Annotated in this window: 26 protein-coding genes; 23 read left to right on the top strand and 3 right to left on the bottom strand. The window is 41.2% G+C overall.

Going from position 1 to position 25,743, the window contains the following annotated elements; all coding sequences use genetic code 11:
* Positions 1 to 159 precede the first annotated feature (159 nt).
* Complete coding sequence (gene tyrS, locus H7T98_RS07520; protein ID WP_021144690.1) at positions 160 to 1,416, bottom strand: tyrosine--tRNA ligase; 1,257 nt, start codon at positions 1,414 to 1,416, stop codon at positions 160 to 162.
* 101 nt (positions 1,417 to 1,517) lie between these two features.
* Here tyrS and pbp1b point away from each other — a divergent pair, with 101 nt between their 5' ends.
* The 17 genes from pbp1b (at position 1,518) to H7T98_RS07435 (ending at position 20,506) form a co-directional block, all read left to right on the top strand.
* Positions 1,518 to 3,941, top strand: coding sequence for a penicillin-binding protein PBP1B (gene pbp1b / locus H7T98_RS07515; RefSeq protein WP_048790862.1), 2,424 nt, complete (start codon positions 1,518 to 1,520; stop codon positions 3,939 to 3,941).
* Positions 3,942 to 4,300: 359 nt separating this feature from the next.
* The gene (gene rpoB, locus H7T98_RS07510; protein ID WP_002892041.1) at positions 4,301 to 7,879 is read left to right on the top strand and encodes a DNA-directed RNA polymerase subunit beta; all 3,579 of its coding nucleotides are present in this window, start codon (positions 4,301 to 4,303) and stop codon (positions 7,877 to 7,879) included.
* A 100-nt stretch (positions 7,880 to 7,979) separates the two neighbouring features.
* A complete protein-coding gene (rpoC, locus tag H7T98_RS07505) occupies positions 7,980 to 11,618 on the top strand; it encodes a DNA-directed RNA polymerase subunit beta' (protein WP_037603707.1) in 3,639 nt (1,212 codons plus the stop codon).
* Positions 11,619 to 11,780: 162 nt separating this feature from the next.
* The gene (locus H7T98_RS07500) at positions 11,781 to 12,143 is read left to right on the top strand and encodes a DUF1033 family protein (protein WP_002887019.1); all 363 of its coding nucleotides are present in this window, start codon (positions 11,781 to 11,783) and stop codon (positions 12,141 to 12,143) included.
* Positions 12,144 to 12,224: 81 nt separating this feature from the next.
* Positions 12,225 to 13,166, top strand: coding sequence for a competence type IV pilus ATPase ComGA (comGA, locus tag H7T98_RS07495; RefSeq protein ID WP_002885658.1), 942 nt, complete (start codon positions 12,225 to 12,227; stop codon positions 13,164 to 13,166).
* On the top strand, positions 13,048 to 14,148 hold the full coding sequence (gene comGB, locus H7T98_RS07490) for a competence type IV pilus assembly protein ComGB (RefSeq protein ID WP_175057819.1): 1,101 nt from the start codon (positions 13,048 to 13,050) through the stop codon (positions 14,146 to 14,148). Before comGA ends, comGB begins: the two co-directional genes overlap by 119 nt.
* A gap of 8 nt (positions 14,149 to 14,156) precedes the next feature.
* Entirely contained in the window at positions 14,157 to 14,471 is a 315-nt protein-coding gene (gene comGC / locus H7T98_RS07485) for a competence type IV pilus major pilin ComGC (protein WP_037611125.1), read from the top strand.
* Positions 14,431 to 14,859: a competence type IV pilus minor pilin ComGD gene (gene comGD / locus H7T98_RS07480; protein ID WP_253183813.1), complete on the top strand. Its 429-nt coding sequence runs from the start codon at positions 14,431 to 14,433 to the stop codon at positions 14,857 to 14,859. The genes comGC and comGD overlap by 41 nt, the downstream gene beginning before the upstream one ends.
* 31 nt (positions 14,860 to 14,890) lie before the next feature.
* A complete protein-coding gene (gene comGE, locus H7T98_RS07475; RefSeq protein ID WP_021144685.1) occupies positions 14,891 to 15,121 on the top strand; it encodes a competence type IV pilus minor pilin ComGE in 231 nt (76 codons plus the stop codon).
* Complete coding sequence (comGF, locus tag H7T98_RS07470; protein WP_002887014.1) at positions 15,108 to 15,545, top strand: competence type IV pilus minor pilin ComGF; 438 nt, start codon at positions 15,108 to 15,110, stop codon at positions 15,543 to 15,545. Before comGE ends, comGF begins: the two co-directional genes overlap by 14 nt.
* Positions 15,523 to 15,840 (top strand): competence type IV pilus minor pilin ComGG, encoded by a 318-nt coding sequence (gene comGG, locus H7T98_RS07465; RefSeq protein ID WP_021144683.1) that lies wholly within the window; start codon positions 15,523 to 15,525, stop codon positions 15,838 to 15,840. Before comGF ends, comGG begins: the two co-directional genes overlap by 23 nt.
* Before the next feature lie 44 nt (positions 15,841 to 15,884).
* The gene (locus tag H7T98_RS07460) at positions 15,885 to 16,841 is read left to right on the top strand and encodes a class I SAM-dependent methyltransferase (RefSeq protein WP_201061593.1); all 957 of its coding nucleotides are present in this window, start codon (positions 15,885 to 15,887) and stop codon (positions 16,839 to 16,841) included.
* Between the two features lie 56 nt (positions 16,842 to 16,897).
* Positions 16,898 to 18,091, top strand: a complete 1,194-nt coding sequence (locus H7T98_RS07455; RefSeq protein WP_037601479.1) for an acetate kinase — start codon at positions 16,898 to 16,900, stop codon at positions 18,089 to 18,091.
* A 250-nt stretch (positions 18,092 to 18,341) separates the two neighbouring features.
* Positions 18,342 to 18,539, top strand: a complete 198-nt coding sequence (locus H7T98_RS07450; RefSeq protein ID WP_002885716.1) for a helix-turn-helix transcriptional regulator — start codon at positions 18,342 to 18,344, stop codon at positions 18,537 to 18,539.
* 11 nt (positions 18,540 to 18,550) lie between these two features.
* Positions 18,551 to 19,207: a CPBP family intramembrane glutamic endopeptidase gene (locus tag H7T98_RS07445; protein ID WP_037601483.1), complete on the top strand. Its 657-nt coding sequence runs from the start codon at positions 18,551 to 18,553 to the stop codon at positions 19,205 to 19,207.
* A 77-nt stretch (positions 19,208 to 19,284) separates the two neighbouring features.
* Positions 19,285 to 19,731: a hypothetical protein gene (locus H7T98_RS07440; RefSeq protein ID WP_013991259.1), complete on the top strand. Its 447-nt coding sequence runs from the start codon at positions 19,285 to 19,287 to the stop codon at positions 19,729 to 19,731.
* Positions 19,732 to 19,843: 112 nt separating this feature from the next.
* Positions 19,844 to 20,506 carry a CPBP family intramembrane glutamic endopeptidase gene (locus H7T98_RS07435; protein ID WP_183137348.1) on the top strand — a complete coding sequence of 221 codons (663 nt, stop codon included), beginning with the start codon at positions 19,844 to 19,846 and terminating at the stop codon, positions 20,504 to 20,506.
* Between the two features lie 26 nt (positions 20,507 to 20,532).
* Here H7T98_RS07435 and proC read toward each other — a convergent pair whose 3' ends face one another.
* Both proC and pepA read right to left on the bottom strand, forming a co-directional pair.
* Positions 20,533 to 21,303, bottom strand: a complete 771-nt coding sequence (gene proC / locus H7T98_RS07430) for a pyrroline-5-carboxylate reductase (protein WP_183137347.1) — start codon at positions 21,301 to 21,303, stop codon at positions 20,533 to 20,535.
* Between the two features lie 15 nt (positions 21,304 to 21,318).
* Positions 21,319 to 22,386 carry a glutamyl aminopeptidase gene (gene pepA / locus H7T98_RS07425; protein ID WP_183137346.1) on the bottom strand — a complete coding sequence of 356 codons (1,068 nt, stop codon included), beginning with the start codon at positions 22,384 to 22,386 and terminating at the stop codon, positions 21,319 to 21,321.
* Positions 22,387 to 22,485: 99 nt separating this feature from the next.
* Between pepA and H7T98_RS07420 the strand changes: the two genes are divergently transcribed.
* The 6 genes from H7T98_RS07420 (at position 22,486) to H7T98_RS07395 (ending at position 25,675) form a co-directional block, all read left to right on the top strand.
* Positions 22,486 to 22,770, top strand: a complete 285-nt coding sequence (locus tag H7T98_RS07420; RefSeq protein WP_003091918.1) for a DUF4651 domain-containing protein — start codon at positions 22,486 to 22,488, stop codon at positions 22,768 to 22,770.
* Positions 22,767 to 23,081, top strand: a complete 315-nt coding sequence (locus H7T98_RS07415) for a thioredoxin family protein (RefSeq protein WP_084915253.1) — start codon at positions 22,767 to 22,769, stop codon at positions 23,079 to 23,081. Before H7T98_RS07420 ends, H7T98_RS07415 begins: the two co-directional genes overlap by 4 nt.
* 3 nt (positions 23,082 to 23,084) lie before the next feature.
* Positions 23,085 to 23,609 (top strand): hypothetical protein, encoded by a 525-nt coding sequence (locus tag H7T98_RS07410; protein ID WP_070654503.1) that lies wholly within the window; start codon positions 23,085 to 23,087, stop codon positions 23,607 to 23,609.
* 31 nt (positions 23,610 to 23,640) lie between these two features.
* On the top strand, positions 23,641 to 24,264 hold the full coding sequence (gene ytpR, locus H7T98_RS07405) for a YtpR family tRNA-binding protein (protein WP_070654501.1): 624 nt from the start codon (positions 23,641 to 23,643) through the stop codon (positions 24,262 to 24,264).
* Positions 24,265 to 24,401: 137 nt separating this feature from the next.
* Positions 24,402 to 25,433, top strand: a complete 1,032-nt coding sequence (locus H7T98_RS07400) for a YeeE/YedE family protein (protein ID WP_021144677.1) — start codon at positions 24,402 to 24,404, stop codon at positions 25,431 to 25,433.
* Positions 25,434 to 25,447: 14 nt separating this feature from the next.
* Entirely contained in the window at positions 25,448 to 25,675 is a 228-nt protein-coding gene (locus H7T98_RS07395; RefSeq protein ID WP_003095911.1) for a sulfurtransferase TusA family protein, read from the top strand.
* Positions 25,676 to 25,743: the final 68 nt, after the last annotated feature.

The following is a 25,743-nucleotide window of genomic DNA, read 5'->3' as shown; positions in this document are numbered from 1 at the left end:
AGCGTCTTTAGGCGCTGGCTGGTATTATGGGCTTATAGCCCTTGATCAAACCACCCGTTAGACGGGTGGTTATGATTCTGAAGAGAGTAGTTGGGAATCCGACTGCTCTTTTTTGGTAAAAAAACACTCACTCCATTAAGGAGTGAGAATAGCTATAAATTAGTAAGTCAAGACAAAGTTTTTCTTCTTACCACGACGGATAACAGTAATTTCATTATCAATTTTATCTGCATCTGATAGAGTGTAATCCAAGTCTTGCACACGTTCACCATTGATGTAGATAGCACCGTTTTGTACATCTTCACGTGCTTGGCGTTTAGAAGGTGAAATCTTAGCGTTGACGAGAAGTTCAACGATGTTCAGATTTTCATCTGCTGAGATCTCATAAGTTGGGACACCGTTAAGGGCAACTTTAAGGTCGCGTGCTGAGAGAGCTTTAAGATTACCAGCGAAGAGTTGTTCAGTGATGTGAACAGCTTGTTCGTAGGCCTCTTTACCGTGAACCAAGGTAACAACTTCGCGAGCCAAAATCTTTTGTGCCAAACGTTGGTGACGAGCTTGGTCAAATTCTTTACCGATTTCTTCGATTTCTTCAAGTGACAAGAAAGTGAAAATCTTCAAGAAGCGAACAGCATCGTCATCCATAACGTTGAGCCAGAATTGGTACATTTCGTAAGGTGTTGTTTTAGTAGCATCAAGCCAGACAGCGTTACCTTCAGATTTACCGAATTTTTTACCAGTTGAATCTGTGATAAGTGGAACTGTGATAACGTGTCCAGATTTGTCCGCTTTACGACGCAAGAGCTCAGTACCTGCTGTCATGTTACCCCATTGGTCAGAACCACCAATTTGGAGGGTTACGCCGTACTTATCGTTGAGTTCGTAGAAATCGTAACCTTGCATGATTTGGTAGGCAAACTCAGTGTAAGAGATACCTGTTTCGATACGTTTCTTAACAGATTCTTTACTCATCATGTAGTTAACTGTGAAATATTTACCCACGTCACGCAAGAAATCGATGAAGCTGACTGAACCAAACCAATCATAGTTGTTGACCATAACGGCTTTATTGTCACCATTTTCAAAATCAAGGAAACGAGAAAGCTGACCTTGGATTTTTTCAACCCAACCTTCAACGGTTTCTTTGGTTTGGAGGCTACGTTCGGCATCTTTAAATGATGGGTCACCAATCAAACCTGTTGCACCACCAACGAGGGCGTAAGGTTTGTGTCCAGCCAATTGAAGTCGGCGACTTGTAAGGATAGCGACAAGGTGTCCAAGGTGGAGACTGTCTGCTGTTGGGTCATAACCAGTGTAGTATGAGACGGGTCCCTCTTCAAAGGCTTTTACAAGGGCTTCTTCATCTGTGGTTTGAAAAATCAAGCCACGTGCTTTTAGTTCTTCAAAAATTGTCATGATATTCTCCAGTAAAGTATATTCTGCACCATTATACCAAAAGAAAGTAGGCCTATGCAAGCTTTGTCAAAGTTTGTTATAATAGGCTTTGAGGTATTTCTATGAATTTTGAAAAAATAATAAATTATTTTAGACGACTAGGGCAGGCTATTCGCACAAGGTTTGCTGGTTTTAGGTCTAAAAGAGGGGATAAATCTTTTAATGAAAGGAAAGCTACGACTGATTCTAAGTGGAATCGTAAGCAAGGGAGAAAGTCGACTGAGGACCGGATGACACTCTTAGACATGGGCGATGTTTTCTTAAAAACCTTAAAGCTTTTGTCTGATTTCTTTTATGTGGTTATTATCGTCCTTACCTTGTTCGGTGCAGGAATTGGTTTGGGTTATTTGGGGAGTCAAATTGAGTCTGTTCCGTCGATTAAGGACAAAACCTTGTTGAATCAGATTAGTGAGGTTAGTTTGGTATCTTCGATGAGCTATTCCGATTCTAAGAAGATTACGGATATTGATACTGACTTGCTGAGAACACCTATTGAGAGTGATGCGATTTCTAACAATGTCAAAAATGCCATCATTGCGACTGAGGATGAAAATTTTAAGAAGCATAAGGGTGTTGTGCCAAAGGCAGTATTTAGGGCTTTGGTGTCATCAGTTTTGGGAGTTGGCTCTTCAAGTGGTGGTTCGACGCTAACGCAGCAGTTAATTAAGCAACAGGTAACAGGAGATGCACCAACCTTTAAACGTAAGGCGGCAGAGATTATCTATGCCTTACAATTGGAGCGTCGTGTTTCTAAAAATGAAATTTTAACCGATTATCTGAATGTTTCTCCTTTTGGACGTAATAACAAGGGGAAAAATATTGCTGGTATTGAGGAGGCTGCTCAAGGTATCTTTGGCGTATCTACAGCGGATTTGACAGTTCCTCAGGCTGCCTATCTGGCAGGTTTACCACAGAGCCCAATTGTCTACTCACCTTATACAGCTGACGGTCAATTAAAAAACGCAGAGGATCTTTCTTATGGCTTGGCACGTCAACAAGATGTACTCTACAATCTTTATCGTGGCGGCTATCTAGATAAGTCGCAGTACGAAAGCTATAAGAGTTATGACATCACTAAAGATTTCAAGGCTGGTGAGAAGTCTGATGCCGTAAGTCATGACTATTTGTACTATTCTGTCATGTCTGAGGCTCAGGATGTCATGTATGATTACCTCGTTAAACGTGACAAGGTATCGAGTCAAGATTTGAAAAATGATAAGACAAAGGAAAGCTATCGTGAGAGAGCCCTTCAAGAGCTCCAAACCGGTGGCTACAGCGTTAAGACAACTATTGATAATGCAGTTTATAATGCGATGCAAGATGCTGCGAGTCAATATGGTGGCCTCCTCGACCAAGGTGGCAATAGTGGAGTTGAAGTCGGAAATGTGCTCATGGATAATGCGACTGGAGCAATTCTAGGATTTGTTGGTGGTCGTAGTTACGAAAATAATCAAAATAACCATGCCTTTGATACGGCACGCTCCCCAGGCTCATCTATTAAGCCTATTATCGCTTATGGAATTGCTATTGATCAAGGTTTGATGGGTAGCTCAAGTATCCTTTCTAACTACCCAACTAATTTTACGGGTGGAACGCCTATTCTCCATGATGGTGATAAAGGTACAGCTATGATGAACCTACAAGAGGCACTCAATACCTCATGGAACATTCCAGCCTTTTGGACTTACCAAATGCTTCAACGTCATGATGTTGATGTTGAGGGTTACATGACCAAGATGGGTTATAAGATTGCTAATTACAATATCGAGAGTTTGCCTCTTGGTGGAGGAATTGAAACCACGGTTGCCCAACAGGTAAATGCCTATCAAATGCTTTCAAATGGTGGCGTCTATGAGAAGGGCTATATGATTGATAGTATTACCGACCGGACTGGCGAAGTTATCTATCAGCATAAATCTGAAGGGGTTCAAGTCTTTTCAAGAGCTACGGCTAGCATCATGGATAACTTGCTCAAAGAAGTGGTAGTTAAGGGAGCAACAACTCAATTTCATTCTGAATTGAAAAATGTCAATGGTGCAGCAGCCTCAGCGGACTGGATGGGAAAAACAGGAACGACAGATAACTTTGCGGATGCTTGGTTGATTGTGTCAACGCCTGGTATTACTCTTGGTGGTTGGGCTGGTTATGACAATAATACACCAACCAATTCTAAAACGGGTTACACCTATAATGCGCAATATATGGCTCGTTTGACTTCCGCTATCTATAATGCTAATCCAGGTATTTTTAAAACTGGAGACAAGTTTAATATCGATTCAAGTGCCATTAAGGCAAGTGTACTCAAATCAACAGGTCTTAAACCAGCAACAGTGTCTGTCAATGGTCGTAATGTTTCTGTAAGTGGTGAAATGGTTGATACTTACTGGGCTAAAAATGGACCTGGAGATACGACTTACAAGTTTGCTATTGGTGGAACCGACAGTGACTATCAAAAAGCCTGGTCTAGCATTCTTGGAGGGCATTAGGAATTGCCAAGAAAACTTGCAAAAAAGTAAAAAATTAGGTATAATATAGACAACTATTTGTCGTCTTACTTGGTTGAAATATTGTCCAATCAAGAGATACAGCAGTTAAATCAACGTTTTTTCGGTCAGATTTAGCTGCTATTTTTGTGCTTATTTTTAGGATTTTCAAGTGTTGTAATGCATATTTAAAGGTTCTAAAAATTCACAGATTAAGTTTTTCGCTTATCATTAATCAGCTAAGTGGACCTTGGTGTTTGATCACTTGTCAATAGGACAAGCAACTGAAAAAGGCAGAAGACAAATATTTAAAGTGCACGACTTGCAAAGCAAGTCTCGAATGTAGAAAAGGAGTAGAAGACTTGGCAGGACATGACGTTCAATACGGGAAACATCGTACCCGTCGTAGTTTTTCAAGAATCAAAGAAGTTCTTGATTTACCAAACTTGATTGAAATCCAAACGGATTCATTCAAAGAATTCTTGGATACTGGTCTTAAAGAGGTTTTTGAGGATGTACTTCCTATCTCAAACTTCACAGACACTATGGAATTGGAATTCGTTGGTTACGAATTGAAAGAGCCTAAGTATACACTTGAAGAAGCTCGTATCCACGATGCATCATACTCAGCACCTATCTTTGTGACTTTCCGCCTTATTAACAAAGAAACTGGTGAAATCAAAACTCAGGAAGTCTTCTTCGGAGATTTCCCTATTATGACTGAGATGGGTACTTTCATCATCAATGGTGGTGAACGTATTATCGTTTCTCAGTTGGTGCGCTCACCTGGTGTTTACTTTAACGATAAGGTTGATAAAAACGGTAAAGTGGGTTATGGATCAACAGTTATCCCTAACCGTGGGGCATGGCTTGAGCTTGAAACAGATTCAAAAGACATTGCCTACACTCGTATCGACCGTACACGTAAGATTCCATTCACAACACTTGTGCGTGCGCTTGGATTCTCAGGTGATGACGAAATTGTTGATATCTTTGGTGATAGCGAGTTGGTTCGTAATACCATTGAAAAAGATATCCACAAAAACCCAGCAGATTCACGTACTGATGAAGCGCTTAAAGAAATTTATGAACGTCTTCGTCCAGGTGAACCAAAAACTGCCGACAGCTCACGTAGCTTGCTTGTAGCTCGTTTCTTTGATCCACGTCGTTATGACTTGGCTGCTGTTGGTCGTTACAAAGTCAATAAAAAACTTAACATCAAGACACGTCTTTTGGGACAAACAATTGCTGAAAACTTGGTAGATCCTGAAACAGGTGAAATCCTTGTTGAAGCTGGTACTGAAATGACACGTGATGTGATTGATTCAATCGCAGAATACTTGGATGGTGATTTGAACAAATTTGTATACACACCAAACGATTATGCGGTGGTTACAGAACCTGTTGTTCTTCAAAAATTCAAGGTTGTTGCACCAAATGATCCAGATCGTGTGGTTACAATTGTTGGTAATGCCAACCCAGATGATAAAGTTCGTGCTTTGACAACAGCGGATATCTTGGCTGAAATGAGCTACTTCCTCAACCTTGCTGAAGGTATCGGTAAAGTAGACGATATCGACCACCTTGGTAACCGTCGTATCCGTGCGGTTGGTGAATTGCTTGCTAACCAATTCCGTATTGGTTTGGCTCGTATGGAACGTAACGTACGTGAGCGTATGTCGGTTCAAGATAACGAAGTCTTGACACCACAACAAATCATCAATATTCGCCCTGTAACTGCAGCTGTTAAAGAATTCTTCGGTTCTTCACAGTTGTCACAGTTCATGGACCAACACAACCCATTGTCAGAGTTGTCACACAAACGTCGTTTGTCAGCCTTGGGACCTGGTGGTTTGACACGTGACCGTGCCGGATATGAAGTTCGTGACGTGCACTACACGCACTACGGTCGTATGTGTCCAATTGAAACACCTGAAGGACCTAACATCGGTTTGATCAATAACTTGTCTTCATATGGACACCTTAACAAGTATGGTTTCATTCAAACACCATATCGTAAGGTTGACCGTGCAACTGGTAAAGTAACCAACGAAGTAGTTTGGTTGACTGCCGACGAAGAAGATGAGTACACAGTTGCTCAGGCTAACTCTAAATTGAATGAAGATGGCACATTTGCAGAAGAAATCGTTATGGGTCGTCATCAAGGTAATAACCAAGAGTACCCATCACACCTTGTAGATTTCGTGGATGTTTCTCCTAAACAGGTAGTTGCCGTTGCGACAGCATGTATTCCTTTCTTAGAAAACGATGACTCTAACCGTGCCCTTATGGGTGCCAACATGCAACGTCAGGCTGTGCCTTTGATTGATCCTAAAGCACCTTATGTTGGTACTGGTATGGAATATCAAGCTGCCCACGATTCAGGAGCTGCAGTTATCGCCCAACACGACGGTAAAGTTGTCTACTCTGATGCTGATAAAGTTGAAGTTCGTCGTGAAGATGGTTCTCTTGATGTTTATACTATTCAAAAATTCCGTCGTTCAAACTCAGGTACTGCCTATAACCAACGTACTTTGGTTAAGGTTGGCGATATTGTTGAAAAAGGTGACTTTATCGCTGATGGTCCATCTATGGAAGGTGGAGAAATGGCCCTCGGTCAAAACCCTATCGTCGCATACATGACATGGGAAGGTTACAACTTCGAGGATGCCGTTATCATGAGTGAGCGTCTTGTGAAAGATGACGTTTATACATCTGTTCACTTGGAAGAATTCGAATCAGAAACACGCGATACAAAGCTTGGGCCTGAAGAAATCACACGTGAATTGCCAAACGTTGGTGAAGAAGCCCTCAAAGACCTTGACGAAATGGGTATTATCCGTATCGGTGCTGAGGTTAAAGAAGGTGACATTCTTGTTGGTAAGGTAACACCTAAGGGTGAAAAAGACCTTTCTGCTGAAGAACGTCTTCTCCACGCTATCTTTGGTGATAAATCTCGTGAAGTACGTGATACGTCACTCCGTGTCCCTCACGGTGGTGATGGTGTCGTTCGTGATGTTAAAATCTTCACACGTGCAAACGGTGATGAATTGCAATCAGGTGTTAACATGCTTGTTCGTGTTTACATCGCTCAAAAACGTAAGATCAAGGTCGGAGATAAGATGGCCGGTCGTCACGGTAACAAGGGGGTTGTTTCTCGTATTGTTCCGGTTGAAGACATGCCTTACCTTCCAGACGGTACACCAGTTGATATCATGTTGAACCCACTTGGGGTGCCATCACGTATGAACATCGGTCAGGTTATGGAACTTCACCTTGGTATGGCTGCACGTAACTTGGGTATTCACATCGCAACACCAGTCTTTGATGGAGCAAGCTCAGAAGACCTCTGGGATACTGTTCGTGAAGCAGGTATGGATAGTGATGCTAAGACAATCCTTTACGATGGCCGTACAGGTGAACCATTTGATAACCGTGTGTCAGTTGGTGTCATGTACATGATCAAACTTCACCACATGGTTGATGATAAACTTCACGCTCGTTCAGTAGGTCCTTACTCACTTGTTACCCAACAACCTCTTGGTGGTAAAGCACAATTTGGTGGACAACGTTTCGGTGAGATGGAGGTTTGGGCCCTTGAAGCTTATGGTGCATCAAATATCCTTCAAGAAATCTTGACTTACAAGTCAGATGACGTTAACGGACGTTTGAAAGCCTATGAAGCTATCACTAAAGGTAAACCAATTCCAAAACCAGGTGTACCAGAATCATTCCGGGTACTTGTTAAAGAATTGCAATCACTTGGTCTTGATATGCGTGTCCTTGATGAGGATGACTACGAAGTTGAATTACGTGATCTTGATGAAGGTGAAGACGATGATGTCATGCACGTTGATGATCTTGAAAAAGCACGTGTACAACAAGCCAAAGAAGCTGCTGAATTAGAAAAAGCTAAAGAAGCTTCAGATAAAACAGAATAAAATAAGCTTTAGAGAGGGAGTTCACTCTCTCTGCTAAGGTAGCTGATAAAGGTGAGAATAGCGCTGCTATTGTCAATAGAACAAAAGAAAGGTAATATTAGTGGTTGACGTAAATCGATTTAAAAGTATGCAAATCACACTAGCTTCACCAACTAAGGTCCGTTCATGGTCTTATGGTGAAGTTAAGAAACCTGAAACAATCAACTACCGTACGCTCAAACCAGAACGCGAAGGTCTCTTCGACGAAGTGATCTTTGGTCCTACCAAAGACTGGGAATGTGCGTGTGGGAAATACAAACGTATCCGTTATAAAGGTATCGTTTGTGACCGCTGTGGTGTTGAAGTAACACGTGCTAAGGTTCGTCGTGAACGTATGGGTCACATCGAGTTGAAAGCACCAGTATCACACATCTGGTACTTCAAGGGAATCCCTTCTCGTATGGGATTGACTTTGGACATGAGTCCTCGTGCGCTTGAAGAAGTTATTTACTTCGCAGCTTATGTGGTTATTGATCCAAAGGAAACACCACTTGAACCAAAATCTCTCTTGACAGAACGTGAATATCGTGAAAAATTGCAAGAGTATGGACATGGTTCATTTGTCGCTAAAATGGGTGCCGAAGCTATCCAAGATCTCTTGAAACAAGTAGATTTGGAAGCTGAAATTGCTGAACTCAAAGAAGAGTTGAAAACAGCAACTGGTCAAAAACGTGTTAAAGCTGTTCGTCGTTTGGACGTTCTTGATGCCTTCTACAAGTCTGGTAACAAACCAGAATGGATGGTGCTTAACATCTTGCCAGTATTGCCACCAGACCTTCGTCCAATGGTTCAATTGGATGGTGGACGTTTTGCGGCATCTGACTTGAACGATCTTTATCGTCGTGTTATCAACCGTAACAATCGTTTGGCTCGTTTGCTTGAATTGAATGCCCCAGGTATCATCGTGCAAAACGAAAAACGTATGTTGCAAGAAGCGGTAGATGCCCTTATCGATAATGGACGTCGTGGTCGTCCAATCACTGGACCAGGTAGTCGTCCACTTAAATCTTTGAGCCACATGCTTAAAGGTAAACAAGGTCGTTTCCGCCAAAACTTGCTTGGTAAACGTGTTGACTTCTCTGGACGTTCCGTTATCGCCGTTGGTCCAACACTTAAAATGTACCAATGTGGTGTGCCACGTTTGATGGCCATCGAACTTTTCAAACCATTTGTGATGCGTGAAATCGTTGCGCGTGAATACGCAGGTAACGTGAAAGCCGCTAAACGTATGGTTGAACGTGGTGATGAACGTATTTGGGATATTCTTGAAGATGTTATCAAGGAACACCCAGTACTTCTTAACCGCGCACCTACCCTCCACCGTTTGGGTATCCAGGCCTTCGAACCTGTCTTGATTGATGGTAAGGCCCTTCGTCTTCACCCATTGGTATGTGAGGCCTACAATGCCGACTTTGACGGTGACCAAATGGCCATCCACGTTCCATTGTCTGAAGAAGCTCAAGCTGAAGCACGTTTGCTCCTTCTTGCGGCTGAACACATCCTTAACCCTAAAGACGGTAAACCAGTCGTTACGCCATCTCAGGATATGGTATTGGGGAACTACTACCTCACTATGGAAGAAGAAGGCCGTGAGGGTGAAGGTATGGTCTTCAAGGATATTGATGAGGCAGTTATGGCTTATCGTAATGGTTATGTTCACTTGCATAGTCGTGTCGGTATCGCAGTAGACAGCATGCCTGATAAACCTTGGAAAGAAAACCAACTTCACAAGATTATGGTTACAACTGTTGGTAAGATTCTCTTTAACTCAATCATTCCAGCAGAAATTCCATATCTTCAAGAAACAACAAATGAGAACTTGACAGATAGTACACCAGATAAGTACTTCCTTGAACCAGGTCAAGATATCCAAACAGTTATTGATAGTTTGGAAATTAATGCGCCATTCAAGAAGAAAAATCTTGGTAACATCATCGCTGAAACCTTCAAACGTCTTCGTACGACTGAAACATCAGCCTTCCTTGACCGTTTGAAAGACCTTGGTTACTACCACTCAACACTTGCTGGTTTGACAGTGGGTATCGCCGATATCCCAGTTATCGATAACAAACAAGAAATTATCGATGCTGCTCACCACCGTGTTGAAGAAATTAACAAGGCCTTCCGTCGTGGTTTGATGACAGATGATGACCGTTATGTTGCTGTTACAACAACATGGCGTGAAGCGAAAGAAGCACTTGAAAAACGTCTGATTGAGACACAAGATCCTAAGAACCCAATCGTTATGATGATGGACTCAGGAGCTCGTGGTAACATCTCTAACTTCTCTCAACTTGCCGGTATGCGTGGTTTGATGGCCGCTCCTAACGGACGTATCATGGAATTGCCTATCCTTTCAAACTTCCGTGAAGGTTTGAGCGTTTTGGAAATGTTCTTCTCTACTCACGGTGCGCGTAAAGGTATGACCGATACGGCCCTTAAGACAGCCGACTCAGGTTACCTTACTCGTCGTTTGGTTGACGTTGCCCAAGATGTTATCATCCGTGAAGATGACTGTGGAACAGACCGTGGTCTTCTCATCCGTGCGATTACTGACGGTAAAGAAGTTACGGAAACACTTGAAGAACGTCTTCAAGGTCGTTACACTAAGAAATCAGTTAAGAATCCTACAACAGGTGAAGTAATCGTAGGTCCAGATACTTTGATTACTGAAGACATGGCTGCTGCTATTGTCAATGCTGGTGTTGAAGAAGTAACTATCCGTTCAGTCTTTACATGTAACACACGTCACGGTGTCTGCCGTCACTGTTACGGTATCAACTTGGCAACAGGTGATGCGGTTGAAGTTGGTGAAGCAGTTGGTACTATCGCCGCTCAATCTATCGGGGAACCTGGTACACAGCTTACTATGCGTACCTTCCACACCGGTGGGGTAGCCTCAAACACCGATATCACACAGGGTCTTCCACGTATCCAGGAAATCTTTGAAGCACGTAACCCTAAAGGGGAAGCGGTTATCACTGAAGTTAAAGGTACTGTTATTGAAATCGAAGAAGATGCCGCAACACGTACTAAGAAAGTCTTCGTTCAAGGTAAGACTGGAATGGGTGAATACGTTGTTCCATTTACAGCTCGTATGAAAGTTGAAGTGGGTGACGAAGTACACCGCGGTGCAGCCTTGACAGAAGGGTCAATCCAACCTAAACGTCTCCTTGAAGTGCGTGATACCTTGTCAGTTGAAACTTATCTTCTTGCAGAAGTACAAAAAGTTTACCGTAGCCAAGGGGTAGAAATCGGTGACAAACACGTCGAAGTAATGGTTCGTCAAATGCTTCGTAAAGTACGTGTTATGGATCCAGGTGATACAGATCTCCTTCCAGGTACACTTATGGACATTTCTGACTTCACAGATGCTAACAAGGATATTGTTATCTCTGGTGGTGTTCCTGCAACATCTCGTCCAGTTCTTCTTGGTATTACGAAAGCCTCACTTGAAACAAATTCATTCTTGTCAGCGGCTTCCTTCCAAGAAACAACACGTGTGCTTACAGATGCAGCTATCCGTGGTAAGAAAGACCATCTCCTTGGTCTTAAAGAAAATGTTATCATTGGTAAGACTATTCCTGCTGGTACAGGTATGGCTCGTTACCGTAACATTGAACCACTTTCAGTTAACGAAGTTGAAGTTATTGAAAATATTGCTGTTGATGAAGCAATTGTGGAATCATCTGAAGACTAAAACGAAATCAAAAGAACTCACAATTCATTGTGAGTTCTTTTCGTATTTATATGACTAGAATTTCTTCAATTTTTGATAAATATAAAATATAAGACCATTTTTTTTATCTTTTCCAGAAAATTTTGTATAATAGGAACACCAAAGATGAAGTGAGAAAGAAAAATGTACCAAGTAGTTGAAATGAAAGGGGATTTGGAACCGTGGTGGTTCTTAGAAGGCTGGCAAGAAGATATCATCAGTACTAAGGAATTTGAAAATTTTTATGATGCCCTCAAGTACTATAAAAAACTTTGGTTTGCCATGGAAGAAACCTTGCCAAGTTATATCAGCCGTAGTAGTGTCATGACTGCTTTTTGGGACCAAGAGGATAAACACTGGTGTGAGGAGTGTGACGAATACCTGCAGGTCTATCAATCGATTGCTCTTTTGGATGATTGGCAGGAAATTCCTGAGGAAAAATACCGTCCGGGATATGAAAAGCGAAATGATCTTCCAAATCATGCCCACTGTAAAATTAAACGTTAAACAATGCAGAAGCTCGAATTTTTTTCGGGCTTCTTTTCATTTTCTTAAACTTTTTACGAATAGGTTTATGAGGAGGTCCTTATGGTAACAGAATTTGCTAAGGAAATGATCAAAAATGCTGATAGTTGTGGGGCTCAAGACATCTATGTCATTCCACGTCAGGATAATTACGAGCTCTATATGCGAGTTGGCCAGGAGAGGAGATTAATTGATGTATATCGGCCTGATTTCATGGCTAGTCTTATTGGTCACTTTAAATTTGTGGCGGGAATGATGGTGGGTGAGAAGCGTAGGAGTCAACTAGGTTCCTGTGACTATGATTGTGGTGATGGTCAAAGGGTTTCTCTGCGTTTATCAACCGTTGGGGATTATCGCGGCTTAGAAAGTTTAGTTATTCGTGTTCTACATTCCGAACGTCGAGAATTGGTGTATTGGAATCAAGGAATCCAGCCGATTATGGATGCTTTGGATTATCGTGGCTTGTATCTCTTTGCAGGTCCCGTAGGTTCTGGAAAGACTACGCTTATGCATGAATTGGTTCAGGAGCGTTTTAAGGGACAGCAGGTGATTTCGATTGAAGATCCTGTGGAAATTAAACAGGATAATGTCTTGCAACTCCAGGTAAATCAGGCAATTGACATGACCTATGATAATTTGATTAAGCTATCACTACGTCACCGCCCGGATGTTTTGATTATTGGAGAAATTCGAGATAAGGAGACTGCTCGAGCGGTTATTAGAGCTAGTCTGACAGGAGTGACTGTTCTTTCAACTATTCACGCAAAGAGTGTGGCAGGTGTTTATGAGCGTCTTCTGGACCTTGGTGTAGATAAGTCTGAGTTGGATAATGCTCTTCAAGGGATTGCCTATATGCGTTTGATTAAGGGAGGAGGTGTGATTGATTTTGCCAGTGAAAATTTCCAAAGCCATTCGTCAACCAGCTGGAACCAACAGTTGGAAGGCTTGGTTCAACAAGGATATCTCACTGAAGGGGATATCCAAGGGGAAAAAATTAAAGATTAATCAGCAAGTCAAGGTTATCCAGCTTTTCAAACAACTTCTAAAGGCAGGGTTTACTTTAACTGAAATCGTAGCCTTTTTGGAGCGAAGTCACTTGTTGAAAGAATCGTCATTATCTCTTATGAAAGCAAGCTTAATGCGAGGCGACAGGCTAGACCAGATGTTTGCGTCAGTGGGTTTTTCGGACAATATTGTTACTCAGATTGCCCTTGCTGATAAGCACGGTAATCTTCTAGGTAGTTTAACCAAGATTGAAACCTACATGCTTCGCATGACCAAGGTTCGCAAGAAACTCATGGAGGTAGCGACCTACCCTATCCTACTCCTGGGTTTCCTGATTCTGATTATGTTAGGACTTAAAAATTATCTTTTACCTCAACTGTTAGAGGGTGATGGTAAGGATAATTGGGCTGTACAGTTGGTTCAAATCTTTCCCCAGCTCTTTTTTGTGACTTTGTGCGGACTGCTTGTATTAAGCTTAATTCTCTATCTATGGGTGAAACGCCAGCCAGCCCTTGTCTTTTATCGACGAATGGCAAAAATCCCTTTTATAGGCCAAACTGTCAGGCTATATACGACCGCCTATTATGCTAGAGAATGGGGAAATCTCTTAGGGCAAGGTATTGACTTGCTAGACTTGGTTGCTCTAATGAAAGAGCAAAAGTCCAAGCTCTTTCGTGAGCTGGGGACTGATTTAGAAGAAGCCTTGATGCTAGGACAGAGTTTTCCTGACCGTATTGCTAGTCACCCTTTCTTCACTAAGGAACTATCCTTAATTATTGCTTATGGAGAGGCTAATGCTAGGTTGGGCTATGAGTTAGAAGTCTATGCTGAAGAGGTTTGGCAGGCTTTCTTTAACCGTCTTAATAAGGCAACAACCTTTGTGCAACCCCTCATTTTTGTTATTGTTGCTGTCGTGATTGTAATGATCTATGCAGCTATGCTATTACCAATGTATCAAAATATGGAAGGAATGATGTCATGAAAATGATGTTGAAAAAATTGAATGCCGTTAAATTACGTGCTTTTACGCTGATTGAAATGCTGGTCGTGCTTCTCATTATCAGTATTCTCCTTTTGCTCTTTGTACCTAACTTGAGCAAGCAGAAGGATTCTGTTAAAGAGACTGGAAATGCGGCTGTGGTCAAGGTCGTGGATTCTCAAGCAGAACTTTATGAAATGAAGAATAACAAGACAGCTAGCTTAGCCGCTCTTGTTTCAGAAGGTCAAATCACGCAAAAACAGGCAGATTCATACAATGATTACTATGCGAAACATGGTGGCGAAAGCCGCTCAGTGGCCAATTAGAGCCTTTACCTTGTTGGAGAGTCTGGTGACTTTAGCAGTGGTTGCCTTTCTCACTCTGAGTTTATCAGGCTCAGTCACAGGTATTTTTCAGCAGGTTGAGACTAATCTTTTTTATCTGCGCTTTGAGTACCTATACCGAGATAGTCAGCGCTTGGCAGCGGCGGAAGGGTCCAATGTTGAATTGCAGTTGGCCAAGGATAAAATCAGTAACGGAAAATCAAGTCTGGTGATTCCTAAAAATATACATCTGGATAAGGGGCAGACGCTAGTGTTTGATGCCAAAGGAGGCAACTCTAGCCTCACAAAGATTCGTTTTTCAAGTGATAAGGAGGTGGTGACCTATCAGCTTAATATGGGCAGCGGTAAATATAAAAAGACGGTCTCTTAGAGGCTATATTCTTATCGAAAGCCTGGTAGCAATGGCTGTTTTAGTACTTGTCAGTGGTCTTATTTTGGAACAAATCAATACCAATCGTAGGCTAATGGCTAGGAATCTCCACCAACAGGAGGTCTTGAGTGTGGCAACCATGGCAGTTCAGACCAAACAGGATCAGTTGACCTTAAATGGCATCACAGTGACAGTTAAACGTAGCAAGCAAGGTATCGCGGTTTATGAATCAGGAAAGGAGATTATTCATGTCTCTCAATAGCAAGGTTCGTGCTTTTACCCTCTTGGAATGTCTAGTGGCCTTGTTGGTGATTGCTGGTTCAGTTCAAGTTTATCAAGGTCTGACCACAGTATTGGTGAGCAATGTTAAGCAGGTCAAGCAACAAGAAAGCCAAGACTGGCTTCTATTTGTTCAACAAATGGAGGCAGAATTAGAAGGTTGTCAGTTGGTAAAGGTAGAGGGGAACAAACTCTATGTCAAGCAGGATAATCAAGACTTAGCTTTTGGACTATCAAGTGCTACTGATTTTCGAAAAACAAATGCTGACGGTCGAGGCTACCAACCAATGCTTTTCAATGTAAAAGCTAGTACAATTAGTCAAAATAACCAGATAGTCACCATCCAAGTGACTCTTAAAAATGGGCTACAAAGGAGTTTTGTTTATGCTTTTGAAAAAACAGGTTAGGGGAGGCGTTCTTCTCTACGCTCTTTTTATGGCTGGCATTTTCACACTTCTTCTGCATGTTTATCTGGAGCGGGTGGTTGCTAGCTCTAGACAGAACCAAGCGCAAATGATCTCCAGTCAGAGTCGTCTCATGGCAGAGATGACCATGGACTTGGCGGACAAGGAAGCAGGTGCTTTTAGTTTCTCTCAGGGAACTACGACTTATGAGGTTAAGGACAAACAAGTGATTGTTAGAGTTGCCAGTAAAGGCCAAATCAAGACCTATCGTTATGTGAAGAAGCAGGAGCAGAAATAGAAATTCTCTTTCCTTTTTGATATGATAGAAGGACGGAGGAAATCATGAATTTTGAAGCAATTGAGACAGCCTTTGAGCTGTTGTTAGAAAATGTCCAAACCATTGAAAATGATCTTGGAACCCATGCTTACGATGCCCTTATCGAGCAAAATTCCTATTATTTGGGGGCTGAGGTAGCTAATGAAGTCATCATCAAAAACAACGAGAAATTACGTTCCCTTAATCTAAGTAAAGAGGAGTGGCGTCGTGCTTTTCAGTTCTTGTTTATCAAGCTAGGGCAATTGGAAGCCTTACAAGCCAATCACCAATTTACACCTGATGCTATTGGATTTATCATCCTCTACCTACTTGAAGGTTTGACCAAGGACGACCAATTAGATGTTTTGGAGATTGGTTCGGGGACAGGAAACTTGGCTGAAACTCTTCTAAATAATAGTCAGAAAAACCTTAATTATATGGGAATGGAAGTTGACGATCTCCTTATCGATTTGTCAGCTAGTATTGCTGATGTGGTGAATTCAAGTGCAGTTTACATCCAAGAAGATGCTGTTCGACCACACATTCTCAAAGAGAGTGATGTTATTATTAGTGACCTACCTGTTGGTTACTACCCTAATGATGAGATTGCGAGTCGTTTCAAGGTTGCAGCAACTGGTGAACACACCTATGCCCATCACCTTCTTATGGAGCAATCACTCAAGTACTTGAAGAAAGATGGTATTGCTATTCTTTTGGCACCAACTAATCTTTTGACAAGCCCACAAAGTGATTTGCTTAAGAAATGGCTATCAGGCTATGCTGATATTATTGCCGTTATCACTCTTCCAGAAGCAGCTTTTGGCAATAAACATAACATGAAGTCTATCTTTGTGCTTAAAAAACAAACTGAAAATGCTCCTGAGACCTTTGTTTATCCACTTAGCGATTTGCAAAACCCAGAGGTCCTCAAGGATTTTACAGATAATTTCCAAAAATGGAAATCAGATAATTCCATTTTCTAGCAAAACATGTTAGAATAGGACTATATTATTGAAAGCGTTTTACAAAGAGGTGGCTTATGACAAAAACAATAGCAATTAATGCAGGAAGCTCAAGCTTGAAATGGCAACTATATGAGATGCCAGATGAAGTTGTTCTTGCTAAGGGTTTGATTGAACGTATCGGCTTGAAAGATTCTGTTTCAACAGTAAAATTTGATGACCGTTCAGAATCGCAAACCCTAGATATTGCTGACCATGTTCAGGCAGTAAAAATCTTGCTTGATGATTTGATTCGTTTTGATATTATCAAGAGTTATGATGAAATTATAGGTGTTGGTCACCGTGTGGTTGCTGGTGGAGAATATTTCAAAGAATCAAGCTTGGTGGATGAAGATGCCTTGGCTAAGATTGAAGAATTGTCAGCCTTAGCACCTTTGCACAATCCAGGTGCAGCTTCAGGGATTCGGGCCTTTAAGGAGCTCCTCCCAGATATTACGAGTGTTGCTGTTTTTGATACAGCCTTCCATACGTCTATGCCGGAAGTGGCCTACCGTTATCCAGTGCCTAATCGTTACTATACAGACTACCAAGTCCGTAAGTATGGAGCACACGGAACTAGCCACCAATATGTTTCTCAAGAAGCAGCTAAGTTGTTAGGTAAGCCAATTGAAGAAACTAAGATTATCACAGCCCATGTGGGAAATGGTGTTTCAATTACTGCCGTTGATGGTGGTAAATCAGTAGACACGTCAATGGGGTTGACACCACTTGGTGGCGTTATGATGGGAACACGTACTGGGGATCTTGACCCTGCGATTATTCCATTTGTTATCGACCGTGAGCCTGAAATGGCAGATGCTGAGCGTATCCGTCACGTCTTTAATAAGGAATCAGGTCTCCTTGGTATTTCTGAAAAATCAAGTGATATGCGTGATATCATTGCTGGTAAGAATGCTGGCGATGAAAAATGTGTGTTAGCCTATAATCTTTATGTGGATCGTTTGCGTAAATACATTGCTCAATACTTCGGTGTGTTGAACGGAGCGGATGCTATCGTCTTTACAGCAGGTATTGGTGAAAACTCTGCAGAAGTTCGTGCTTCAGTCTTGGATGGTCTCACTTGGTTTGGTATTGAAGTGGATCCTGAAAAGAATGTCTTTGGACATGTAGGCGACATTACAACAGCAGAGTCAGCTGTTAAAGTATTTGTTATCCCAACGGATGAAGAGTTGGTGATTGCGCGTGATGTTGAGCGCCTTAAAACTAAATAAGTTATCAAAAATTTGATAAGACCAGAAAAGTTGGCTGAGTGATTGGCCAGCTTTTTTGAATGCTCTGACAGAATCATTCGACTATTTCTATTTATGTGTAATTCTATAAGTAAAGAAAACTTTACAAAAAATGTAAAAGAGGCTTTACAAAATATGTAAAGTAGACTATACTATAAATGTAAAGTTAACTTAACAAAGAAAAGTAAGGAGTTTAACTATTTGAGAATAAACGATAAGGTTGAGGTACCACATGGAAACAAAAATTCAGGAACTTCGCAAGGCTAATAAGATTAGTCAGGCAGAGTTAGCAGATGAAATGGGGGTCACGAGACAGACCATCATTTCACTCGAAAAAGGTCGCTATAATGCGTCGTTGGAACTAGCTTTTAAAATTGCTAGATATTTTGGAAAGACTATTGAAGAAGTCTTTATTTTTGAGGAAGATTAAGGAGAAAAGATATGTTTAAACAAGTCATGAAGAAAATTGGTGTTATTGTTTTAGCGCTCACTCTACTAATCTTAGATTTAACACTATTAGGTGCTTTCCCGCTACTTACTCAGGATGGTAAGTTTTCACTTGTGGAGCAAATAGGTTACGGTATTTGGGCATTAGGGAGTTTGACTATTTTTATCGTGATTGCTTATAGATTTAAACTTTTATCGCTTAAAGAGATTAATTGGAGACGTCTCGTTGCGATTGCTTCTCTTAATCTCGTCATCTTTTTCCTAGGTGATCTTCTAGGGTATTTTATTGGTCAGTTAACACACAATGCGACTATGGAAAATCAAGATGCTTTAAATGATATCTTTGCCCACGTACCATTCTATCTTCACCTAGTAGTCGCCGGTTTTATTATTCCGATTATGGAAGAAATCATTTTTAGGGGACTCTTAGCCAAGGTGCTCTTTGGAAAATACTTTAAGACGGGTCTTGTTATTTCCAGTCTTCTCTTTATGGCTGGTCACTCAGCATTTACGCTTCAGACAATTGTCATCTATGGTATTATGTCAGCTGGTCTTGCGATAACATATTATAAGACTAAGCGTATCGAGTACAGTATGGGTGTTCATATCTTAAACAATAGCATAAGTGTACTACTCAGTCTTTTCGTTTAAGGTGAATAAGTGTTTAAAGTTGTCAGTGAAAAAAGTTATATTGCTCTTATAAAGGATAATAAAGGGAGTGTTAAGATATGTTAATAAAAATGTTAGTAGGAAAGAGAAAAACAGAGGATGAGTTTAAGAAATACATTACACGAGTAGCCTGTTCTCTTTTGTCTTTGGGTGTTTTGGGATTGTTTATTATTCGCTCTAACAGTCTTAGTGATTATGCTCTAGGCTTAGTTTTAGGACTTACCATTGGGGTTTATGTCTTGTCAATCTATTATTTTGCGACGCTTACTCATCCTAAACGTCTTCACCAGATGTATATTGCTGCCTATGATGAGCGAAATAAACAGATTTTAATGGCGACAGCAGTTGCAACTCTGATTTTAGAGTTTTTGCTTATCTTTGCTTTGATTGCTCTATATGCCTTTGTCAATATTCAGTTGCCATATGTTACAGTCTTATCAGTCTTGCTCTATGGCTTAGTATTGGGATTTGCTCTTATTCGTCTCATCCTATCTAAAATAGGATAAGAGCCTATATTATCTTGAAAAATTCACCTCTCGTTCTCTTTTTGTCTTGTCAAGTAAGTTTTATTGTATTATAATAAAGATACAAATAAATGATGAAAAGAGGTGGATTCTCATGAACAAAGGGTCAATTCTCAAACGCTTTCTTTATTTTTTACTAGCTTTCCTAATACTAATTATTGATCAAGTTCCAACCATCTATTTAGGTGTCAAAGATATAAGGCTGGTCTGTCTCTTAATTTTTGTCTTGCTTCTTATGAGCGCAGGAGCTCTTTTCTTAGGAAAACGTCTTGGGCTTTTCGAAGGCTTTAAGGCCCTTTCTTCCCTGAAGGCCTGGGGTATGATTGGCTTGACCTACCTAGGTATTTATATCGTTACTAGGATTGGTTCTATGGTCATGATGATGGAAGGTGTTAGTAATAGCACCAATCAGGCAGCCATAGAAAATGCCCATATGAATCCCTTCCTCCTCATAACGTTTGCGGTAATTATGGCACCGATTGTGGAAGAGCTGGTTTTTCGCGGGCTCCTCATGGGACGCGTCTTTAATCCATATTCTATTGTTGGCTTGATTGTTAGTAGTTTACTTTTTGGCCTTGTTCATATGCCGAATAGTATCGGTGTTTGGATTGTATATGCAGGTATGGGTCTTGCCCTTGGAATAGCATATCGTAAGTTTCAAAAGTTAGAGTACTGTATCATGGCCCATATCATTAACAATAGCATTGCGGTTTCAATGTTGTTACTCTTACAATTTTTAGCGCCATATATCAAATAAAGCTCGGAATCTTCCGAGCTTTTTTCTTATAGTTTTTTGGCTTTAGCAATGGTTGTATCAATACTTGAAACTACACTATGGGTGAGGCCTGTACGCTCAAGGTCCATGAGACCGGCGATAGTAGTCCCACCAGGGCTACAGACCTTGTCAATAAGATCATGTGGGCTGTCGCTACCAAGACTGAGATTTTCAGCGGTAGCTAGAACCGTCTGTGTGGCAATGGTCAGAGCGACCTGCTTACTTAGGCCATTTTTGACGCCAGCCTTAGCCAGAGCCTCGATAAAGAGGGCGATATAGGCCGGACTAGAGCCAGCTAGGGCAGTGAAGGTATCAAAGTCCTTCTCAGCCAATTCAACAGTGGTTCCAAAACTGTCTATGATTTCCTTGGCAACTGCCAAAAGGTCCTCGGATACCTTATCGTTAGTACAAAGACCAGTAGTGCTCTTGAGAATCTGAGCGTTAAGGTTAGGCATGATACGAATGAGAGGAAGGTCTGGACTGGTGAGTGAAGCGAGGCGTTCTAAGGTTACTCCAGCAGCCATACTCATGATAGGTTGATGGAAATTGAGGCCAGTTAGTACCTTATCAAACATTTGAGGTTTGATACCAAGAATGACTAAGTCAGCATTATCCAACAATTCTTGATGGGAAGCAGCAGCTTCAACCTCTAGTTCCTCTGCAATTTGGCGTGAACGAGCCAAGGAAGACCCTGAAATAATGATACGATGTGAGCTTGTATTTAGGCCGTTGATAATGGCTGTCGCCATCTTTCCAACGCCAATAAAACCAATAATCATGGGTTACTCCTTGTCTTAGTAGTTTTTAATCAAATCCACTGTTGAACGATCCAACTTCTTAACAATCTCTTGTAAGAAGGCTTGTGCCTCTAGGAAGTCATCCATCGCATAAAGGGTTTGGTGCGAGTGAATATAACGGGCACAAACACCGATAGTTGTTGATGGGACACCAGCATTCTGCAAGTGAGCAGCACCAGCATCTGTTCCGCCCGCAGCACAGTAGTATTGGTATTTGATACCAGCTTCTTCAGCTGTAGTCAAAAGGAAATCTTTCATATTTGGCAACATGATGTGACCTGGGTCGAAGAAACGAATAAGGGTACCATCACCTACCTTACCTTGATTACCATAGATATCACCTGCAGGAGAACAGTCCACTGCAAAGAAAACTTCAGGATCAAATTTAGTGGTAGAAACATGGGCACCACGTAAACCAACTTCTTCTTGAACGTTGGCACCAGCAATTAGAGTATTATTGAGTTCTTGATCTTTAACGTTTTCCAAGAGTTCACGAATCATGAGAACACCATAACGGTTGTCCCAAGCTTTAGAAATCACATTTTTTTGATTGGCTGTGAGAATCGTTTCTGATTCAGGAATGATGACCTCACCTGGGAAAACACCGTAGGCATTAGCCTCTTCTTGGTTGGCAAAACCAGCATCAAAGACGATATCAGAAACACTAGGAAGACTTGAAGCCCCGCCACTAGCACGTAAGAAATGAGGTGGCACCGAACCTGAGATAACAGGATAAACACGACCATCACGGGTGTGTAGGGTAAAGCGTTGTGAGCTGACAACCAGTGGGTTCCAACCACCAAGTTCGACGACACGGAAAGTCCCGTCTGCTTTGATTTCCTTAATCATAAACCCAACTTCATCCATGTGGGCAGCCACAAGCACCTTAGGGGCATTTTCTGCTTGGCTATGCTTGATACCGAAAATACCACCGAGACCGTCTGTTTGGACCTCATCTACAAGTGGGGTGATGTTTTTGCGAAGGTAGTCGCGTACAGGAGCTTCAAAGCCTGAAGTAGCACTGAGCTCGGTTACTTCTTTAATTTTGTCAAATAGGGTAGTCATAAAATCCTCCTTGAGTAGTACTTGCTACTATTTTAGCACGATTCTCAAGAGATAGGTAGCCTCTCCCCATTCGTCTAAAATTATGGTAAAATGTTTCTTATGAAACGTAAAACATTGGCCTTGTTTGCTGGAGGCGTAGGAGCTTTAGGTCTCTTGGCAATGGCAGAGAAGTATAGACAGTCACGTGCAGAAATGAAGAAGGCTGCATTAATCCAAGATATTAGACAAGAATTATCGCACTTGGGGACTATCGCAGTCCTTTATACAAATCCCACTGATAAGGAAAATCCAGGGCTTACAGGAGGTATCGTCTTAGAGGATGGCCGTGCCTATAGCTTTGTTTATGCAGAGGATATCTTGACTTATGAGGAGGAGCAGGCATGATTATTCCTAAGAATCTTGAAGAATTGGCAAGCTATGTTGAAAGTGATCAAAAGGTGGTTTTCTTTTTCACTGCCAATTGGTGTCCAGACTGCCAGTTTATCTATCCCGTTATGCCTGAAATTGAAGCCCTCCATCCAGATATGACCTTTGTGCGTGTTAACCGTGATGATTATATGGCTTTGGCGCAAACTTGGAATATTTTTGGTATCCCAAGTTTTGTCGTGACTCAGAAAGGTCAGGAATTGGGACGCTTGGTCAATAAAGCTCGTAAAACCAAAGAAGAAGTCAATGCCTTTTTGTCGGAGATTTAAAAGATGAAAATCAATCACTTTCCTAATATCTCTCTTGATATTTCAGAAACTAAAGAAAAGTATCTGACAGAAAAAAATGAGGAGATTATCGAAGAATTATGCCAAATTTTAGTAGAGCATTCCAAAATTGAAAGTGATATCTTCCTAAAACACCAAGAAATAAACACCTACAAAAAGGAAAATAATCTTCCTACACATCAAACTATTCCTGGAGAAATGGAGTTATTTGATGAATTTAAAGTGAAGTTGACTCCTTTAGCTCAAAAACACTTGACTGATAACTGTTATAAAAGAGGTTTTTCAGCTTCTTTTGGTTCTCCGGGCACCTATGATTTTGTGTTAGAGCCCTGTCGAGTTAAGTTTATTATGAAGAGTAAGGCTAAGATGTTTCTCGAATTTTCTTATGGGAATGACTTTTGGTACCATAAACAATTTATCGTAAAATTAACAGAGAGTGACTGGAAAATTGACAAGATTAGTTATCGCTATGGTAGTAATGACGATTCTTGGCATGTCAGTCGATTTTAAAATCTATAAAAGAACTATTGAAGGAGAACCCATGATTTTTGCATACAATAAGGAACAAGTTGGCGACGTTTTGTTGGTTATCTTGGAAGATACTAAGGACATCAAACGTAGCGTAGAACGTAAAGGTAAAGTGGCGCGTGTCACAGCTGATGAAACAGGTAAGACTCTTGCTTGGAATATTTTTGAAGCATCAAGCCTCATTAATATCGAAGGTAATGGTCAAGTTTTCTTGTCAGACCAAGATGTAGCTGTCTTGAACGAGGAATTGGCTAAAGAGGGCTTTGAAGAGCGTTTGGAAAACACACAAGGACCAGTCTTTGTGGTTGGACAAATTGATGAAATGGTTCCACATCCAGATAGCGATCACCTTAACATCTGCCAAGTGAACATCGGTGATAAGAAGGTCCAAATCGTTGCAGGAGCACCAAACGCAGCGCTTGGGCTTAAAACTATTGTAGCTCTTCCTGGTGCTATGATGCCTAGCGGTGCCCTTATCTTCCCAGGAAAACTTCGTGGTGAAGATAGTTATGGTATGATGTGCGCCCCACGTGAGTTGGCACTTCCAAATGCCCCACAAAAACGTGGTATTATTGAACTTGATGATTCAGCAGTAGTCGGAGAGGCTTTTGATCCAGCTAAACACTGGAAAGGGTAAATAGGACAAGAAGCGGTAAGAAAGCCGCTTTTTTGTTTGTCATAAAGAAAGTTTATAGCTAATCATAAAAAAGAAAGATTATGCAAGTTATAATATTTTTCTTAAAATGTAATCAATATTTACTTTAGGAGGTACTTATGCTTACAACTATTCTTTCTGGTGGGCTCATTGGTCTGATATTTGGATTCATTTTGCAACGAACTCGTTTCTGCTTGACTGGTGGTTTCCGAGATATGTATATTGCACGTAATAATACATTATTTTACGCTTTTCTTATTGCAATCACAGTAGAAAGTATAGGAGTACTTTCCCTGATTCAATTAGGTATTATTGGAAACCCTTATGAAGAATTTTCCGTGTTAGGAGCAATTGTGGGTTCCTATCTATTTGGTATTGGAATTGTTCTCGCTGGGGGATGTGCCACAGGAACGTGGTATCGTGCCGGTGAAGGTCTCCTAGGTAGTTGGGTTGCACTATTCTTTTATATGACAAGTGCAGCGGCTATGAAATCAGGATTTCTTGTTCCTTTGAATCAATTAATAGCTAAGCGATGGGTAATTAATGATGATTTAGCTGGTCAATTAGGAATTCCGGTTTGGTATCTTCTTGTTTTCTTAGTAGCTATAACAAGTTTCATTGTCATTCGAGAGTTACGTAAGCCCAGACGTCAGATTGCTACACTTCCATCAAAATATAAGGGAGTGAGACACTATCTTTTTGAGAAAACTTACCATAAATATTTTGCAGGATTTCTAATAGGTCTTGTTGCTTTAATTGCTTGGCCTGCTAGTCAGTTGACAGGTCGTGTTGGAGGGTTAGGGATTACAACTCCCTCAGCACATCTAATTAGTTATATTATTACAGGTGATAGTAAACAGCTTGGTTGGGGTGTTTTTCTTGTATTGGGGATTTTTCTTGGTTCCTTTCTTGCTGCAAAGGGTTCTAGAGAGTTTCGCTGGCGCTTGCCAGACTTGTCAACCATCGGTAAGAGCACACTAGGGGGTATTTTTATGGGAATAGGTGCTTCATGGGCTGGTGGCTGTACGATTGGTAATGGTTTAACAGCTACAGCAATTTTTTCTAGTAAGGGATGGATTGCTTTACCAGTGACTATTTTAGGTGTTTGGACGGCTTCCTATATTATCTTTGTAAAACCCAACAAAAATTAAGAGGAGAATATCATATGGCTTTGATAAAACTTGAAACGGGTGGATTGGTATGTCCATTCCCATTGATTGATGCGAAGAAAAAAATGGCTGAATTAGCTACAGGTGATGAGTTGTTGATAGCTTTTGATTGTACGCAAGCAACGGAAAGTATACCAAACTGGGCTGCAGATAATGATTATCCTGTGACGCGCTTTGAACAAGTCGGTCCTGCTTCATGGGAAATTGTGGTTCAAAAACGTTGAGCTAGCCAAACGAGTAGAGAAAATTCAACATTCAACTGCTGTCATGAAAATATCTGAGAGAGCAGTAT

Origin of the sequence: Streptococcus sp. 23.2, from assembly GCF_016648665.1 — a bacterium.
Lineage (GTDB): Bacteria > Bacillota > Bacilli > Lactobacillales > Streptococcaceae > Streptococcus > Streptococcus salivarius_E.
The sequence above is the reverse complement of the archived record's forward strand: the minus strand, read 5'-3'. Positions and strand labels throughout refer to the sequence as shown.

What these genes read in the sequence shown, in the direction of transcription:
- tyrS (WP_021144690.1), bottom strand. Translation starts at nt 1,416, where the DNA reads ATGACAATTTTTGAAGAACTAAAAGCACGTGGCTTGATTTTTCAAACC.
- pbp1b (WP_048790862.1), top strand. Translation starts at nt 1,518, where the DNA reads ATGAATTTTGAAAAAATAATAAATTATTTTAGACGACTAGGGCAGGCT.
- H7T98_RS07500 (WP_002887019.1), top strand. Translation starts at nt 11,781, where the DNA reads ATGTACCAAGTAGTTGAAATGAAAGGGGATTTGGAACCGTGGTGGTTC.
- comGA (WP_002885658.1), top strand. Translation starts at nt 12,225, where the DNA reads ATGGTAACAGAATTTGCTAAGGAAATGATCAAAAATGCTGATAGTTGT.
- comGD (WP_253183813.1), top strand. Translation starts at nt 14,431, where the DNA reads ATGCGAAACATGGTGGCGAAAGCCGCTCAGTGGCCAATTAGAGCCTTT.
- comGE (WP_021144685.1), top strand. Translation starts at nt 14,891, where the DNA reads ATGGCTGTTTTAGTACTTGTCAGTGGTCTTATTTTGGAACAAATCAAT.
- comGF (WP_002887014.1), top strand. Translation starts at nt 15,108, where the DNA reads ATGTCTCTCAATAGCAAGGTTCGTGCTTTTACCCTCTTGGAATGTCTA.
- comGG (WP_021144683.1), top strand. Translation starts at nt 15,523, where the DNA reads ATGCTTTTGAAAAAACAGGTTAGGGGAGGCGTTCTTCTCTACGCTCTT.
- H7T98_RS07460 (WP_201061593.1), top strand. Translation starts at nt 15,885, where the DNA reads ATGAATTTTGAAGCAATTGAGACAGCCTTTGAGCTGTTGTTAGAAAAT.
- H7T98_RS07455 (WP_037601479.1), top strand. Translation starts at nt 16,898, where the DNA reads ATGACAAAAACAATAGCAATTAATGCAGGAAGCTCAAGCTTGAAATGG.
- H7T98_RS07450 (WP_002885716.1), top strand. Translation starts at nt 18,342, where the DNA reads ATGGAAACAAAAATTCAGGAACTTCGCAAGGCTAATAAGATTAGTCAG.
- H7T98_RS07445 (WP_037601483.1), top strand. Translation starts at nt 18,551, where the DNA reads ATGTTTAAACAAGTCATGAAGAAAATTGGTGTTATTGTTTTAGCGCTC.
- H7T98_RS07440 (WP_013991259.1), top strand. Translation starts at nt 19,285, where the DNA reads ATGTTAATAAAAATGTTAGTAGGAAAGAGAAAAACAGAGGATGAGTTT.
- H7T98_RS07435 (WP_183137348.1), top strand. Translation starts at nt 19,844, where the DNA reads ATGAACAAAGGGTCAATTCTCAAACGCTTTCTTTATTTTTTACTAGCT.
- proC (WP_183137347.1), bottom strand. Translation starts at nt 21,303, where the DNA reads ATGATTATTGGTTTTATTGGCGTTGGAAAGATGGCGACAGCCATTATC.
- pepA (WP_183137346.1), bottom strand. Translation starts at nt 22,386, where the DNA reads ATGACTACCCTATTTGACAAAATTAAAGAAGTAACCGAGCTCAGTGCT.
- H7T98_RS07420 (WP_003091918.1), top strand. Translation starts at nt 22,486, where the DNA reads ATGAAACGTAAAACATTGGCCTTGTTTGCTGGAGGCGTAGGAGCTTTA.
- H7T98_RS07415 (WP_084915253.1), top strand. Translation starts at nt 22,767, where the DNA reads ATGATTATTCCTAAGAATCTTGAAGAATTGGCAAGCTATGTTGAAAGT.
- H7T98_RS07410 (WP_070654503.1), top strand. Translation starts at nt 23,085, where the DNA reads ATGAAAATCAATCACTTTCCTAATATCTCTCTTGATATTTCAGAAACT.
- ytpR (WP_070654501.1), top strand. Translation starts at nt 23,641, where the DNA reads ATGATTTTTGCATACAATAAGGAACAAGTTGGCGACGTTTTGTTGGTT.
- H7T98_RS07400 (WP_021144677.1), top strand. Translation starts at nt 24,402, where the DNA reads ATGCTTACAACTATTCTTTCTGGTGGGCTCATTGGTCTGATATTTGGA.
- H7T98_RS07395 (WP_003095911.1), top strand. Translation starts at nt 25,448, where the DNA reads ATGGCTTTGATAAAACTTGAAACGGGTGGATTGGTATGTCCATTCCCA.